Source organism: Paenibacillus sp. LPE1-1-1.1, from assembly GCF_040676435.1.
Lineage (GTDB): Bacteria > Bacillota > Bacilli > Paenibacillales > Paenibacillaceae > Pristimantibacillus.
Map to the genome: position 1 here is coordinate 499,846 of NZ_JBEGHY010000001.1, position 14,467 is coordinate 514,312.

General features: G+C 47.4%; 16 protein-coding genes and 1 other annotated feature. Of the genes, 4 read left to right on the forward strand and 12 right to left on the reverse strand.

The features are described 5' to 3' along the window. Positions 1-202 precede the first annotated feature (202 nt). Complete coding sequence (locus MRBLPE1_RS02490; RefSeq protein ID WP_364141092.1) at positions 203-934, forward strand: TraR/DksA C4-type zinc finger protein; 732 nt, start codon at positions 203-205, stop codon at positions 932-934. Here the strand turns inward: MRBLPE1_RS02490 and MRBLPE1_RS02495 are convergent, their stop codons facing one another. From MRBLPE1_RS02495 to MRBLPE1_RS02535, 9 genes are all read right to left on the reverse strand, one after another. Beyond that, positions 935-1,273 (reverse strand): DUF5665 domain-containing protein, encoded by a 339-nt coding sequence (locus tag MRBLPE1_RS02495; RefSeq protein ID WP_364141094.1) that lies wholly within the window; start codon positions 1,271-1,273, stop codon positions 935-937. A 144-nt stretch (positions 1,274-1,417) separates the two neighbouring features. Continuing rightward, the gene (ileS, locus tag MRBLPE1_RS02500; RefSeq protein ID WP_364141097.1) at positions 1,418-4,516 is read right to left on the reverse strand and encodes an isoleucine--tRNA ligase; all 3,099 of its coding nucleotides are present in this window, start codon (positions 4,514-4,516) and stop codon (positions 1,418-1,420) included. A gap of 46 nt (positions 4,517-4,562) precedes the next feature. Continuing rightward, positions 4,563-4,861 (reverse strand) — a binding site (T-box leader). 79 nt (positions 4,862-4,940) lie between these two features. Then, a complete protein-coding gene (locus MRBLPE1_RS02505) occupies positions 4,941-5,453 on the reverse strand; it encodes a DivIVA domain-containing protein (protein ID WP_309000002.1) in 513 nt (170 codons plus the stop codon). A 95-nt stretch (positions 5,454-5,548) separates the two neighbouring features. Then, positions 5,549-6,331 carry an RNA-binding protein gene (locus tag MRBLPE1_RS02510; protein WP_364141101.1) on the reverse strand — a complete coding sequence of 261 codons (783 nt, stop codon included), beginning with the start codon at positions 6,329-6,331 and terminating at the stop codon, positions 5,549-5,551. 14 nt (positions 6,332-6,345) lie between these two features. After that, positions 6,346-6,612 carry a YggT family protein gene (locus MRBLPE1_RS02515; RefSeq protein ID WP_364141103.1) on the reverse strand — a complete coding sequence of 89 codons (267 nt, stop codon included), beginning with the start codon at positions 6,610-6,612 and terminating at the stop codon, positions 6,346-6,348. Between the two features lie 10 nt (positions 6,613-6,622). Continuing rightward, on the reverse strand, positions 6,623-7,072 hold the full coding sequence (locus tag MRBLPE1_RS02520) for a cell division protein SepF (RefSeq protein ID WP_364141106.1): 450 nt from the start codon (positions 7,070-7,072) through the stop codon (positions 6,623-6,625). 3 nt (positions 7,073-7,075) lie between these two features. After that, positions 7,076-7,795 (reverse strand): YggS family pyridoxal phosphate-dependent enzyme, encoded by a 720-nt coding sequence (locus MRBLPE1_RS02525; RefSeq protein WP_364141108.1) that lies wholly within the window; start codon positions 7,793-7,795, stop codon positions 7,076-7,078. Positions 7,796-7,798: 3 nt separating this feature from the next. Continuing rightward, positions 7,799-8,650 carry a peptidoglycan editing factor PgeF gene (gene pgeF / locus MRBLPE1_RS02530; RefSeq protein ID WP_364141111.1) on the reverse strand — a complete coding sequence of 284 codons (852 nt, stop codon included), beginning with the start codon at positions 8,648-8,650 and terminating at the stop codon, positions 7,799-7,801. Between the two features lie 98 nt (positions 8,651-8,748). Beyond that, positions 8,749-9,030: a YlmC/YmxH family sporulation protein gene (locus MRBLPE1_RS02535; RefSeq protein WP_364141114.1), complete on the reverse strand. Its 282-nt coding sequence runs from the start codon at positions 9,028-9,030 to the stop codon at positions 8,749-8,751. A 222-nt stretch (positions 9,031-9,252) separates the two neighbouring features. Between MRBLPE1_RS02535 and MRBLPE1_RS02540 the strand changes: the two genes are divergently transcribed. Beyond that, positions 9,253-9,816, forward strand: coding sequence for a TetR/AcrR family transcriptional regulator (locus MRBLPE1_RS02540; protein WP_364141117.1), 564 nt, complete (start codon positions 9,253-9,255; stop codon positions 9,814-9,816). A gap of 20 nt (positions 9,817-9,836) precedes the next feature. Next, a complete protein-coding gene (locus MRBLPE1_RS02545) occupies positions 9,837-10,265 on the forward strand; it encodes a DUF3995 domain-containing protein (protein WP_364141120.1) in 429 nt (142 codons plus the stop codon). Positions 10,266-10,321: 56 nt separating this feature from the next. Here MRBLPE1_RS02545 and sigG read toward each other — a convergent pair whose 3' ends face one another. From sigG to spoIIGA, 3 genes are all read right to left on the reverse strand, one after another. Continuing rightward, complete coding sequence (gene sigG / locus MRBLPE1_RS02550) at positions 10,322-11,104, reverse strand: RNA polymerase sporulation sigma factor SigG (RefSeq protein WP_308999994.1); 783 nt, start codon at positions 11,102-11,104, stop codon at positions 10,322-10,324. A gap of 104 nt (positions 11,105-11,208) precedes the next feature. Next, positions 11,209-11,931 (reverse strand): RNA polymerase sporulation sigma factor SigE, encoded by a 723-nt coding sequence (gene sigE, locus MRBLPE1_RS02555; protein WP_053375506.1) that lies wholly within the window; start codon positions 11,929-11,931, stop codon positions 11,209-11,211. Positions 11,932-11,969: 38 nt separating this feature from the next. Next, positions 11,970-12,887, reverse strand: a complete 918-nt coding sequence (gene spoIIGA / locus MRBLPE1_RS02560) for a sigma-E processing peptidase SpoIIGA (RefSeq protein WP_364141125.1) — start codon at positions 12,885-12,887, stop codon at positions 11,970-11,972. A 367-nt stretch (positions 12,888-13,254) separates the two neighbouring features. Between spoIIGA and MRBLPE1_RS02565 the strand changes: the two genes are divergently transcribed. Next, positions 13,255-13,932, forward strand: a complete 678-nt coding sequence (locus MRBLPE1_RS02565; RefSeq protein WP_364141127.1) for a DNA-binding response regulator — start codon at positions 13,255-13,257, stop codon at positions 13,930-13,932. Positions 13,933-14,467: the final 535 nt, after the last annotated feature.

Below are 14,467 nucleotides of genomic sequence, written 5' to 3' on the forward strand. Positions count from 1 at the left end.
AAGCAACGTTTCACTGATCTAACGCTTCGCACCAGCTGATCTAATAACGCGATCTTTATGGATTGCCTGTCAATTGTAGCATACCGAGCCAAACGAGAGCCAGCATCCGGAAGCAGTTCTTCCATTGAAGCCCATACTGAAAATCCGGCTTTCGGCGAAAGCTAATACAGCAATTATGTTCCCTGCTAAGGAGGGTGCTCAAATGACAAGCCCAACAAACGCTCACTTTGATTTGCTGCGAAGCAGATTATTAGATGAACAAAAAGAAATCGAACACCGTTTAACAGAAAATGATCACTACGGGTTAGCCCATTCGCTTCGCGATGATACCGGTGAGCTTTCATCCATCGATAATCATCCCGGCGATATCGCCACTGAGTTATACGAACGAGAAAAGGATGTCGCCTTGCACGAACAGGAAGAGCTTCATCTTAATCGGATTGATGCTGCCCTGCAAGCCATGGATAACAGCACATACGGCATTTGCGCAACCTGCAATGAGCCCATCCCGTTAGAGCGGCTGGATGCCGTTCCAGATACGCTTCATTGCATTGAGCATGCGCCGAGACAGCATTTATCCCTGCGCAGGCCCGTCGAAGAATTAGTGCTCGATCCTCCATTTGGCCGGACAAGCATGGATGAACAGGATTCTTATAACGGCTTTGACGGCGAAGATGCTTGGCAAATCGTCGAGCAATGGGGCAATGCGGATTCCCCGGCCTTTTCCGAAAATCGGGATGTAGCCGACTACGACCATGTAGGAATTGATGCTTATGAAAATGACGGCTTCGTCGAACCGCTCGAAAGCTTTATCGCAACCGATATTACAGGCCGTCATGTCTCAGTCATCCGCAACCGTGAGTATATGCATTATTTGGATACGGGCGAAGGAGATCACGGCCTTGAATCGGAGAATCCGAACGAAAACGAGTAATCAATACGTCTTGCCTTCGAGCTGGATTTGTACGATTCGTACGATATCCGCAATGTAATCGCCGATGATTGGCAGGTTTAAGGCACCCAAAATCCGCAGGACATAAAGGATCGTCGCCGCAAAAAAGGTAAAGCCGATCGCGATTCCAACGCCTCTAGCCGTTCCTGCAAGCAAGTTTTTCCAGATTAACGTTCTTGGCCTGTTCAGCAAATGGACATATTCCGCAATTTGCGTATGCTCCAAATCCGCTGCAATCTTTTTCAGTCGCTTATCAAGCGAACTCAGCGAGTCTTGCAGGTCACTTGGGTTTTTCGACTCTTCCGGGTTATTCGTAATCATGAGAGGCATCCCCTTTGACAAACAATAAAACGAGGCCAGGCCTTCCAGCCATTGCAAGCTTCGCGACTTCGCGGTCGCTTGCTGCAGCAGCCGGTAGGCGACGGCCTCGTTTTTTTGCGTGTAATTATCCTCTATACTATATCCTTAACCGCGGATGAAAATCCCTATTACTTTATCGCCAAGCGTAACTCGTTCCATTTCCGGCATTGCTTCATAAGCAACGGTTTGAACGAGCACGTTATCTTGAAGCACTTGTTCGAAGGCATCAAGAGCGGCTCTCAGCTCGTTATCGACATCCAGCACAAGCTCAATTCTTTTTTCAATCGGCAGATCCAGCTTCTTGCGCGTATCCTGTACGGCGCGAATAACCTCGCGTACCCAGCCTTCTTGCTCGAGCTCAGCCGTGATATCGGTATTCAGCGCCACGGTCACGCCGTTTCCTGAAGCAGAAGCAAAACCTGATTTCGCCTGCTTCTCGACCAGCAGCTCCTCCACAGAAATCGATAGCTGTTCTCCGTCCGGACTCGTAAAGTCGAAGCTTCCGCCATTTACGATGCCGCGGGTTTGATCAGCGTTCAAGCCTTTAAGCTGCGCTTGGATCGGTCCAACGAACTTACCGTATTTTTTGCCGGCAACCTTCAGATTCAGCTTGAGCGTAAAATCAACGAAGCCGCTGTCTGAATTTTGTACCGTTATCGCTTTTACGTTAATTTCGTCCTTCACGATGTCCTCGAAATCCGTCACGTTAAAATCACGGTCAAGCGAAACGATCAGATCAGATAGAGGCTGACGCGTCTTAATTCCCGTCTCGTTCCGAACATTGCGGGCAAGCTCTACGATTTGCTTCGCGCTTTCCATATCGCGCTCGAGCGTCTCATCAACTGCGCCTTCATCCGCTTTCGGGTAATCTGCCAAATGCACGCTTCCCTCGCCGCCTAGATTGCCGTACACCTCTTCTGCCAGTAGTGGCGCATAAGGCGCAATCAAGCGGGATAAAGTCAGAAGCACGCTGCGAAGCGTTTGATAGGCAGCTAATTTATCGGCGGTCAGGCCGCTTCCCCAGAAACGGTCGCGCGAGCGGCGGATGTACCAGTTGCTCAGCTCATCGACGAAGATTTCGATCGATTTAGCAGGGTTAAGGAAATCATTCACCTCAAGCCCTTTGTTCACCGTGTTGATAAGGCTGTTCAAGCGTGAAATAATCCAGCGGTCCAGCTTGTTATCCGACTTCGTATCCTCATGCTGGGTATAATCAAAGCCATCGATCGATGCGTATAAAGCGAAAAATGCATGCGTATTTACGATCGTGTCAATCACCTTTGACTTGGCCTCGCCGACAATGCCGCGAGAGAAACGTTTGCTGTTCCACGGCGCGCTGTCAGCCAGCAAAGCCCAGCGGAATGCATCTGTGCCGTACTCGTTAATGATCTCCCATGGATCGATAACATTGCCTTTTGACTTCGACATCTTCTGGCCGTTTTCGTCCAAAATATGGCCTGTCGAGATGACCGCTTTATACGGGGCTTTACCGTTATAGAGCGTCGATACCGCCAGCAAGCTGTAGAACCAGCCGCGCGTTTGGTCAATGCCTTCGCAGATGATGTCTGCCGGGTACTGGTCAGCGAATTGCTGCTCATTCTCGAACGGATGATGCTGCTGAGCGAAAGGCATTGATCCGCTGTCGAACCATACATCGATTACTTCAGGCGTACGTGTCATTTCTGCGCCTTCGGCAAATGGCGATTTCAGCTTAATGTCGTCTACATATGGCTTATGAAGTTCGATATCTTCCGGCACATCCCCGATTGCCATCGCGCGCAAATCAGCGATACTGCTAGGCGAATATTCCTTGCCAGTCACATCGCAAACCCAAACATTCAGCGGCGTGCCCCAATAGCGGTTGCGGCTGATGTTCCAATCCACCAAATCCTCCAAAAACTTGCCGAAGCGGCCTTCGCGGATATGTCCCGGGTACCAATCTACGCTGTTGTTATTAGCGATCAGTTGATCTTTAACGGCAGTAGTTTTGATAAACCAGCTCTCCATCGCGTAGTAGATCAATGGCGTTTTGCAGCGCCAGCAGAACGGGTAGCTGTGCTCGTAACGTTCTTTCGAATAAAGAAGTCCGCGTTCGCTCAGGTTTTTGACGATATCGATATCAAGCTCGCTGTCTTTTACGAAACGTCCGGCAAAGTCCGTTACATCCGCAACGTAGCGGCCGGCCAAATCAACGACGCTGAGCATGCTGATGCCATTCTCGCGGGATACGCGGTAATCATCCTCACCGTGTGCCGGAGCGATGTGAACGATACCGGTTCCGCTCGTATCGCTGACGAAATCGCCGGCGATGACGATATGTCCCTTCTCGATTGCCACATAATTAAACGGCGGCTCGTAGCTTAGTCCGACAAGTTCGGCGCCTTTCACAACGGATAATACTTCATACCCGTCTTTTAATACGTTTTCGGCTAAATTCCGGGCTACGATATAGACTTCGCCGTTTTTGGAGGCGCGGATATAATCGAGCTCCGGATTGACGGCGAGCGCAACGTTAGCCGGAAGCGTCCATGGCGTCGTCGTCCAAGCCAGAATGAATTCACCGGATGAAGTGAGTTTAAACTTCGCGGTCGCGCTTAAATCCTTGACGTCTTCATAGCCTTGAGCCACCTCATGCGAGCTGAGCGTCGTTTGGCAATCCGGGCAATACGGACTTACGCGGTGGCCGCGGTACAGCAAACCCTTCCCGTGAATCGTCGATAAAATATGCCATACGCTCTCGATGTATTCATTTTTGAGCGTGATGTATGGATTGTCTAAATCAGTCCAATACGCAATGGCTTCCGTAAGCTCGCGCCACTGCTTCTCATATTCAAAAACACTGTCCTTGCATTTTTTCACGAACTTCTCTACGCCGTAATCCTCGATTTCTTGCTTACCCGATATACCGAGCTGCTTCTCTACGCCAAGCTCCACGGGAAGGCCATGCGTATCCCAGCCGGCTTTACGAATGACGCGGTACCCAGCCATTGTTTTGTAGCGGCAAATAAAATCCTTGATTACGCGGCCTAGCACATGACCGATATGCGGTGCACCATTCGCGGTTGGGGGACCTTCATAAAACACAAAATTCGGCTTGCCTTCCCGGTTCGAAATCGATTTTTTAAAAGTATCCTCTGTTTTCCATTGCTCCAGCACCCGCATTTCGCGGCTGCGCGCACGTTCTTTTACATCTACGCGTTGCATCGTTCCAGCCTCCTGTTTTAAACAAAAATAAAGCCTCATCCCTATGAGAAGGGACGAGGCTTAGTCGCGTTACCACCCTTGTTCCGCGCATGCTTCTATGATCTAGAAAGCTTGCAAAATGAAGACGACAGCTCTGCTGCGCTTCATGCGGCACCTTAGTCGCGAACAATGAGTTCGCGTTCCCTGTAACGGGGGACAGCCGTCAGCACTTACTGCTGCTCTCGCAGGTTCGGCGCCGCTTCTCAGAGAGGATATTCCGCAATAGCTCACACACCGGGCTTTCAGCTGCCGCCGGCTCTCTGAGGAGTGAACTTAGAACGTACTCGTTCTCTTCAACGAAGTTTAGATCATCAATTAATTACTATTAGTTATAGCGTATCGACAGGCTATATGTCAAATGTCGATTCGTCTAATTATTAAATTTCTAACCGCGTGTAAGCTCATGTTCCGATTGCCTCTCCGATTGCCTCGATTGCTGCGGCTCAAGCGTATCCCAGCCATCAACGGTAAGCAGCTCGAGCTGCGCTTCTACGAGTGTACGGAAACGAGCACGGTAGACAGAAGCTTGTTTTTTAAGCTCCTCGACCTCAAGCGATACCTTGCGGGATTTCGCCAACGAATCATTAATGATGCGATCGGCATTTTTCTCCGATTCCTTAATGATCAGCTGCGCTTCCTTCTTCGCGTTGCTTCTTACTTCGTCAGCCGCTTCCTGCGCCACAATAATCGTTTTGCTAAGCGTTTCTTCAATATTCGTAAAATGATTCAGTCTTTCTTGCAGGCCTAGCAGCTGATTTTGCAGTTCTTTATTTTCACGGATCAGCGATTCGTAGTCTTTAATGACTTGATCCAGAAATTCATTAACTTCATCCTCGTCATAGCCGCGTAATCTCCGGCCAAACTCTTTGTTATGTATGTCCAATGGCGATAACGGCATTGGCGCACCTCCTCATGATATTTATGACTCTTGCAACCGAATTACATGATTTAATGAGAACAAATTCGACAACTAAAGGGAGATTCCTGCAAGGATTAAATAAATTTGCCAATCCGGACTCGAATTCTGCCTTTTTTTGTCATGCCGTCCACTTCCAGTACCTTAAAGCGACCTAATCCTTTGAATGAAACGACATCCCCGGCACGAAGCTGTTCGGAAGGATCCTCCTCCGACTTCCAGTTCACACGGCATCTGCCAGCGCGAATCGGATCGACGATTTTGGAACGGCTTACGCGATAGACATCGCTCGCAATGCCATCGAGCCTCATGGAAGCGACGGATAAGCTCATTTCCTCCAGCTTCGGCACGACCGTTTTCAAATCAGACAATGGAATAATGTCGGTTAAGACGCTTATCCGGTGAACCTGTCTCAAATGGATATTCAAGTAATCCGCGATTTCATCCATGACAACGATGTGGCAAAAATGTTCATGCACATGGATATCGCCAATTCGATCGCGTTTAATGCCGAGTCCAAGTAAGGCACCCAAAAAATCGCCATGATCCAGCTCGAGCTGAGCTTGTCCCGGTCCATTTACGGCTAAAACGGATATACCTACCGCTTCATCGTCCAAATTTCGGTAATCTGGTCCGATAATCGCACGTTTCCGCTCTGCCTGCTCATACCCGCCATCCAAACGAATGTTAACATCTGTGTTACGATTTGCCAAAATCGTTAAAATTTGTGCTTGTCTGGGGTCTAAAAAATCGGTCCGCTTCAGCTCATGCTGCTGTGCGGACCGCTCTATCCATTCCTCTGCCCGATCGACAAATGGTTTCTCGTCGGGGTGGAAATGATCATATATGCCTTGTTTCACGCAAAATCATTCCTTTAAATAAAAAAATTGAATACCGCTATCAAGCCGTACGCTACAAATTGAAGCGCGAATACAGCTAGGATCGGAGAAAGGTCAAGCATACCTCCGATAGGCGGGATGAATTTTCTGAAAATACCTAAGTATGGTTCCACCAGCTTGCCCAAAAATACGCCGATAAAGCTCTCTCGAGCATTTGGCAGCCAAGAAAGCAGCACATAACCGATAATCATAAATGTGTAAATCTTTTGTAACAGCATGATAACGCTATAAACTTCATCCATTAACTCAAGGTCACCTCATTTTGTTGTAGTCGTTCTCCTCCGCCAGCATTTCCGTTATTGCACCTTGAATTTCCACGGAATCCGGCGTGCAAAGAAAAATGTTGGGGCCAAGCTTAGAGATGCTTCCGCTTAAAGCGTACACTGTGCCGCTTAGGAAATCAACAATCCGGACGGCTAGATCGCTGCGGACACGCTGCAAATTCACAATGACTGCGCGGCGCGAACGCAAATGATCGGCAATTTCCTGCGCTTCATCGTAAGAACGGGGCTCGCTAAGCACCACACGGACATTTTTCTGCGAGTGAATGCTGACGACATTATTGCTCTTTGTGTTTTTACGTGCTTCGAAAGGAGAAGTTTCAGCTTCTTGTTCTTCCTGCGGTACAACTCGTTCTCTCTCTACGACTTCTTCTTCATCCTGCAAGCCAAGAAAGCTCATAAAGCGGTTCATGACACTCATCTTCTATTCCTCCTCTTTCCCCACTAATATCGTTCCCAGACGAATCCATGTAGCCCCTTCTTCGATTGCTATATCAAAATCATTCGACATACCCATTGATAACTGGGTGATGGTGTTTCCGTATTCCGAATTCATCTGCATCTCATCGCGCAACACTCGCAATGCCTTGAATACCGGTCTCGTTTGCTCGGGTTCCGCTTCATAAGGAGCCATCGTCATTAAACCAATTGGAGTAATCGATTTGTAGCGCGATAGCTTCTCTACGAACGGTGCAAGCTCCTCTGGAGCAATGCCTTGCTTCGAATTCTCTCCAGAGACGTTGACTTGAATGAAGCATGGTACGGTAATGCCAAGCTGCAAAGCCCGTTTATCAATCGCCTCGGCAAGCGACAGCCTGTCCAACGAATGAATGTATGTAAATTTCCCAATGACGTCCTTTGCCTTGTTCGATTGAAGCGAACCAATAAAATGCCAGACCGGTTGTCTGTCAGCTGACGTATCAGACTCAGCACTAATCGCTTCCCATTTTTCCTGGGCATCCTGCCACCTGTTTTCGCCTAAGTCGCAAAAACCGTGCTCCAGGGCCGACTTTGTAGTGTCCAGTGACACATATTTAGTGACGGCAATAATATGCACTTCATCTCTGCTGCGTCCGGAACGCTCGCAAGCCTGCTTGATTCGATCTTCTACGATTTTTATTCTTTCCTCAAATGTAAATGGCATGCTTCACCTCTCCCGAATGCCGATCCAACTGGCCATTCGGCCCGTCAAGCCACCTTCTTTGCGATGGGAAAAAAATAAATCCCTTCTGCATCCGGTGCACCACTGTGTTAATTCGATACGTATCGGCAAAATTCCTGCTTTTATCATAATCTGTCGGTTTATTTCTTTCAAGTCCAAGTTCGCCTTGCCTTTATCCGCCTGTTTCAGCATCTTATCAGCAGCTTCACCCGCTATGCCAAGCTCCGACAAAAGCTGCTGTACTTGGTTAATGACAGGGCCATCCACCTCGTAGCAGCAACTGCCAATGGAAGGTCCTATCGCGGCCATCATCGCTTTGGGGTCAGATCCGTACGCGCTGGCCATCGCTTGTACCGTCTTTACGGCTATTTGCTGTACCGTTCCCTTCCAGCCGGCATGCGCGAGCGCTACGGCATTATGCTCCGGATCATAGAAATAAAGCGGAACACAGTCCGCATAAAAGGAAGCAAGCAGCACACCGGGCACGTCAGTCATAATCGCGTCGCAATCCTTCAGGACATCATCCAACGTTTCTTTGCCTCGGCCTCTATCCGCAGACTTAACCTGGCGCACGAGATTCCCATGAACCTGCTTGGCGCAGGTCCAGGCCTCAAAATCCCAGCCGATTGCGTCCGCTAAACGTCTCCGATTGTCTACTACGGCATCATCCAAATCACCGACATGCAGGCCCATATTCAATGATGCCCAAGGAGCGGCGCTGACTCCCCCATTACGTCCTGTAAAACCGGCAGTCAACCGTTCAGACCGGTTATTCCATTCCGACAATAAAAAAAGCGAAGGACCCTTCGCTGATCGTTTGTGTTCAAAAGCTTCCATTCCGCTCTCACCTCTATATAAAGGGTTACCCTGCAAACCCGCATCGTAAGCACTAGGTAAAGTTTGCATTGCAAACCAACTAGACACAGTTTAACGCGTTATGAACGAGCGTGCAAATCTTCTTCCTCGGGACGCAGCTGTTTCGTGTCATCCATGCGGACCAGCACAACATCCTCACCGATTTTCACGATATTGCGCCATGGAATCACAACCTCCGTACCGCCGCCGCCAAACATGCCCAAAAACTTGGTAAACTGCGGCACAACGATAGAATCGATGCGCCCTTGCCGCAAATCAAGCTCCAGATCGCTGATTTGTCCGAGCTTTTTGCCGTCGACGATATTAATAACGTCCTTTGTCTGAAAATCAGATATTTTCATTTCCGTTCACCGCTTTTCAAGTAGAGTGATCGTCCGTTTATCTCTCCTATAACTATATGAGTAATTTGCCTAAAATGTCCTTCTTATTTAAAAAAGCCGCTTCTAATTTAAGAAACCGAACTTTTTTGTACGATTGCGTACAATACTTCTCAACCTGCTTTGCTTATGTTATGATTTATGTACGGTATCGTACAATAACGTTGGTTTTTACAAGGAGGTCAAATGCCCAAAATCGTTGCCACGGAGCTCGATTGGATTAAACTCGGTCTTCAGAAATTTGCTGACGGCGGCATCGATGCTCTTGTTGTCGAGCAGCTTGCGAAGCTTCTTGGCAGCAGTAAAACCAGCTTTTACTGGTATTTTAAAAATCGAGCTGCATTTGTAAAACGGATCACTGCCTACTGGCAAGATATGGCTACAACGTCTATCATCGCCCACATCGAGCAGCATCAAGCCCTTGAACCCATGCAGAAAGTGCGACGTTTGCTGAGCGCCATGTTCAGCTCCGTTGAAGGGAAAGACTTTGTATTCCATTTGCGGAAGTTAGGAAACGCCGAGCCTGATTATGCTGAACTGTTACTGCAAATCGAGCGTCAGCGCATAGGCTATATGAGCAGCTTGCTTGCGGAATGCGGCTATACCGAAGAACAGTCCGTTAATACCGCCGAGCTATTGTACAGCTATTATTTAGGCTGGCATGAGCGTAACAAGCACCGTATTTTGTTAACGCAGGAAACAGAAAAGCAGATTAACCTGCTGATGCCCTGGATTGAAAAATCATTTTAATCCTAACGGAGGAATGCTGTATGCAATCGCTTTTGGCAAGTATCGTCGGCGCAGCGTTGTTTTTGATCGGATGTATCCATCTGTATTGGCTGTTTGGCGGACGCGGTGGTTTTTCCATAGCCGTACCGACAAAGAACCATTCAGAGTCTCCTCTCTTCATACCGGGACGTATCGAAACCGCGGCCGTTATGTTTATTTTCTGGGCGGCAGCCGCGTTGCTGCTTATGCAAGCTGAGATTGTACCTGCCGTAGGCCCGTCTTGGCTTCCAGCCTTCGCCGGCTGGACGCTTGCCGTTGTGTTTTTGCTTCGGGCAGTTGGTGAATTCAGAGCAATCGGTTTTTTCAAAAAGATTCGAAATACTCCTTTCGCACGCATGGACAGCTTATTTTACTCTCCGTTATGCTTGCTTCTCTCCTGCTTAACGACTTGGATGATGGTTATTACTTAGCCATGACAAGGGGGAGTACACACACAAAAAAAAACGGTGCCTCGCGGCACCGTTTTTTATGTTTTGACATGCTTTTGCATTTGTTGAATGGCTGATTTTTCGAGCCTGGATACCTGAGCCTGCGAGATGCCGATTTCGTCAGCTACCTCCATTTGTGTTTTACCCTCAAAGAAGCGCATGGACAAAATCATTTTTTCCCGGTCGTTGAGCTTATGCATCGCTTCTCGAAGCGCAATTTCCTCGATCCATGACACATCTTTATTGCGTTCATCGCTAATTTGATCCATCACATAAATCGGATCTCCGCCATCGTGGTAGATCGGCTCAAACAATGAAACCGGATCTTGAATGGCATCGAGCGCAAACACGACGTCTTCCTTCGGAACATTCAAAGCCTCCGAGATTTCAAATATGGTCGGTTCGCGTGAATTTCTGTTCGTTAAGCTATCCCTGACTTGAAGAGCCTTGTAGGCAATATCCCTCAAGCTCCGCGATACGCGGATTGGATTGTTGTCACGTAAGTAACGGCGTATTTCACCGATAATCATCGGTACGGCATAGGTGGAAAATTTGACATTTTGGCCAAGGTCGAAATTATCTATCGCCTTCATAAGTCCAATGCATCCGACCTGAAATAAGTCGTCTACAAATTCTCCCCTATTGTTAAACCGCTGTATAACGCTTAGTACAAGCCGTAGGTTGCCGTTTACTAATTTCTCTCTTGCTGCCCACTCATTGCGGGTTTGCAATGCCGTAAACAATTCTCTCATTTCGACATTATTTAAGACAGGCAGTTTCGCGGTATCCACTCCACAGATCTCGACTTTATTTCGGGTCAACGTGATTACCTCCCAAGGAGAAACATTACTGTACATTATCTCCCCAGAAGGCCTTTTTATTCCTAAAGCGACATCATTCGACAACCGTAAGCAGGGTACGGGCTTTAGACCATTTTATTAAATTCTTTGCGAAGTCTTTTTATAATCCGCTTCTCTAAGCGGGAAATGTACGATTGAGAAATGCCCAGAAGATCCGCAACGTCCTTCTGCGTTTTTTCTTCTCCATCCGCCAGGCCGAATCGAAGCTCCATAATAATCCGCTCACGCTCAGACAGCTTATCAAGCGCTTTATGAAGCAGCTTACGGTCAACCTGTTCTTCAATATTGCGGTAAATCGTATCGTTTTCCGTTCCCAGTACATCGGACAGAAGAAGCTCGTTGCCATCCCAATCGATGTTTAACGGCTCATCAAACGATACTTCCGTGCGAGTCTTGCTGTTGCGGCGCAGATACATCAATATTTCATTTTCAATACAGCGCGAGGCGTAAGTTGCCAGCTTAATCTTCTTTTCTGGATCAAACGTGTTAACCGCCTTGATTAAGCCTATCGCGCCAATTGATACGAGATCTTCGATATGGATACCCGTATTTTCAAACTTACGGGCAATGTAAACGACTAGTCTTAAGTTACGTTCGATGAGCATGGCTCGGATAGCTGTATCGCCTGTAGGGAGCTTTTCCAGCAAATATTCTTCCTCTTCGCGCGTAAGAGGCGGCGGCAGCGCTTCACTGCCTCCAATATAATAAATTTCTTCGCTTTTTAATCCGAATAAAAACATAATACGATAATAATATAACTGAAGGATCAATTTGTATTTGACGAGCATCTGGCCCATCCCTCCTCGTTTGTATGAGCATACGTTATTTATTGTTGTACCATAGACGGATGGATTATAGCTCGATATGCCCCATCAGACGTAAGCTTTCCGCCGTCCAGCCCGATAAGCACCTTCCGCGTTTCAAAAACTTGTCCTTCCCTAGTAATCTCGACCGCATCCGGTTTTATCGCTAGCATGAACTGTGATCCTCGGTTGACACCTCTGAATGGAACGAGACGAAGCCGGTCTTGCCATACAAAAGGCTGTTCATCCATTCCCGCTACAAGACGATCTACTTGTGCATCTCGTATGCTATTCAACCACGACTCGGGCAAATCATCTTGCCATAAGGATGCTTCCATCACCATAACCGGCGTCCGGGTTAACGGATCATACAGCTGATTGCCGGTATCAACCAGACCAACGCAGGTTTGAATCCGCTCTCCAATCGTAACCTTGACCTCTGCTAAATGAGTTTGCACCAGCTCCCGTTCTCTTTTTTGCGTCAATACGGTCCGGTAGATATACAAACCGATACATAACGCGGCAATTAAATAAAACAGTCCCATCTTGAGCTCCACGCGCATATTCCCGTTAACGAATGCAATCGTTTTCCACACTTTGCCGGACCCTTGCATAAACAAATAATAAAGCCCTAGCACTGCGCCGGCAGCGACAAAATTAACCGCATAGAATGCCGCAATATTCCTCATAAAGTGCTGGATAGACGCGAAACCAAAAGCAATCCATACAATCAAAAACGACATGGCCACTTTTACGGCAAACGTGAATAATAAAGTTAATTGCGGAAAAAACATCAAAACGACATAACAAGCTCCGACAGAAGATGCCACTAACACCCGCCAAGGCCTTGGTTTTAGATGTCGCGCCCATGCGGTAGTTGATAGAATAGCGCCGTCAACAAGCAGCTCTCGCAAAAACATAACATCCACATAAATAGCCACTTCGGTCACCTTCCTGCAACTGGCGGGTATCGGACCTGCAGCCGGCACCCGGGAGAACGATTGAGACTAGTATATTAAAATCCTATTTCAAAGTCTGTCTATTCATGACAGCATGACATATCTTTTTTTGTCGAGTAGGAGTATAAAAACCGCCATGCCTTCGGCTGCTATAAAACATATCCCATGAAATCAAACTGATTTTTTGCCGGTAAAGCCGTGCAGCATTTTGAAAATCAAAGCTTGTCCAGCGCTTAAATTTCGATTATGATTTTGTAGATAGGTAAAGCTGTGAAGAACACCGCTTACTCGGGAACAGAAATCTCCCGCAGTATGCGGTTTTTTGCGTTTATCCAGGGAGGCGGATAAGTTGACATTTCAAGCGCAATACGAAAATTGGCTGAACATGCATCTGTTGGAACGTCAGGGAGAGAACAAACGGAGACTAGAGCAAGGAATCGGACATGCGGAAAAGCTTTTTTTAGAAGCCGTTTGGTATCCTGCATTTCATGAAATGGACGGACTGTATCCTGAATATGAAATTGCCGATTTCCGAGACGGAGTGCGATTTTTAGATTTTGCATATTTAAAAGCCGGCCTGCGGCTTGCCATTGAAATTGACGGGTACCGTGCGCATTCGGCTGACCTTTCCCGCTGGCAGTTCTCTGATTCCTTGATGCGGCAAAATCATCTTATCCTTGATGGATGGAAGCTTTTACGTTTCTCCTACGACGACATTAAGGAAAAGCCTCGAATGTGCCAGCAGCTGCTTCAACAATTTATGGGCAAAAGTTTCATTGGCAGAAAAGAAGAAACGAGTGCGGAAATCTTCCTGCAGCAGGAAATATTAAAATATGCTTCTGAATCACGCGTACACGTTCGACCGTCCGACGTCATACAACTTCTAAAGATCAAAAAACGCGATGCCCAAAAGCTGCTGCACGGTATGGTGACGCGGCAACTGCTGCTTCCAGCGGGTAATGGTACAAAACGAATCCGTTGTTACAAAATAAACCCGGAACACATATCTGGCTTTTTTAATAAGTAAATACTTGACTACCCTTAAACCGTATTATCTGTTCTGTAATAACATTATTGTGCTTGCAGTATCAGTTTAAATGCTCTTATACGCCGTATTGGGCCTGTAAGCACGCATGAGTTCTTACATCGACTTAGAGCGGGTTATTTTTTCGCTGTAAGCACCAATATGCGCTTACAGCGTTCTTTCGAAAACTTTAATACGCCATCTTGGACCTGTAAGCACGCATACGTTCTTACAGAAACCTAAAGCGGGCCAATTCTTCGCTGTAAGCACCAATATGTGCTTACAGCACCCTTTCGAACACTTTAATACGCCATCTTGGACCTGTAAGCACGCATACGTTCTTACAGCAACCTAAATCGGTTCATTTCTTCGCTGTAAGCACCAATATGCGCTTACAGAGTTTCTTCGAACACTTTAATACGCCATCTTGGACCTGTAAGCACGCATACGTTCTTACAGCAACCTAAATCGGATCATTTCTTCGCTGTAAGCACCAATATGCGCTTACAGCGTTCTTTCGAACACTTTTATACGCCAC

Coding starts and splice junctions, on each gene's coding strand:
- MRBLPE1_RS02490 (WP_364141092.1), top strand. CDS start 203: ATGACAAGCCCAACAAACGCTCACTTTGATTTGCTGCGAAGCAGATTA.
- MRBLPE1_RS02495 (WP_364141094.1), bottom strand. CDS start 1,273: ATGATTACGAATAACCCGGAAGAGTCGAAAAACCCAAGTGACCTGCAA.
- ileS (WP_364141097.1), bottom strand. CDS start 4,516: ATGCAACGCGTAGATGTAAAAGAACGTGCGCGCAGCCGCGAAATGCGG.
- MRBLPE1_RS02505 (WP_309000002.1), bottom strand. CDS start 5,453: ATGCCGTTATCGCCATTGGACATACATAACAAAGAGTTTGGCCGGAGA.
- MRBLPE1_RS02515 (WP_364141103.1), bottom strand. CDS start 6,612: ATGGATGAAGTTTATAGCGTTATCATGCTGTTACAAAAGATTTACACA.
- MRBLPE1_RS02520 (WP_364141106.1), bottom strand. CDS start 7,072: ATGAGTGTCATGAACCGCTTTATGAGCTTTCTTGGCTTGCAGGATGAA.
- MRBLPE1_RS02525 (WP_364141108.1), bottom strand. CDS start 7,795: ATGCCATTTACATTTGAGGAAAGAATAAAAATCGTAGAAGATCGAATC.
- pgeF (WP_364141111.1), bottom strand. CDS start 8,650: ATGGAAGCTTTTGAACACAAACGATCAGCGAAGGGTCCTTCGCTTTTT.
- MRBLPE1_RS02535 (WP_364141114.1), bottom strand. CDS start 9,030: ATGAAAATATCTGATTTTCAGACAAAGGACGTTATTAATATCGTCGAC.
- MRBLPE1_RS02540 (WP_364141117.1), top strand. CDS start 9,253: ATGCCCAAAATCGTTGCCACGGAGCTCGATTGGATTAAACTCGGTCTT.
- MRBLPE1_RS02545 (WP_364141120.1), top strand. CDS start 9,837: ATGCAATCGCTTTTGGCAAGTATCGTCGGCGCAGCGTTGTTTTTGATC.
- sigE (WP_053375506.1), bottom strand. CDS start 11,931: ATGCTCGTCAAATACAAATTGATCCTTCAGTTATATTATTATCGTATT.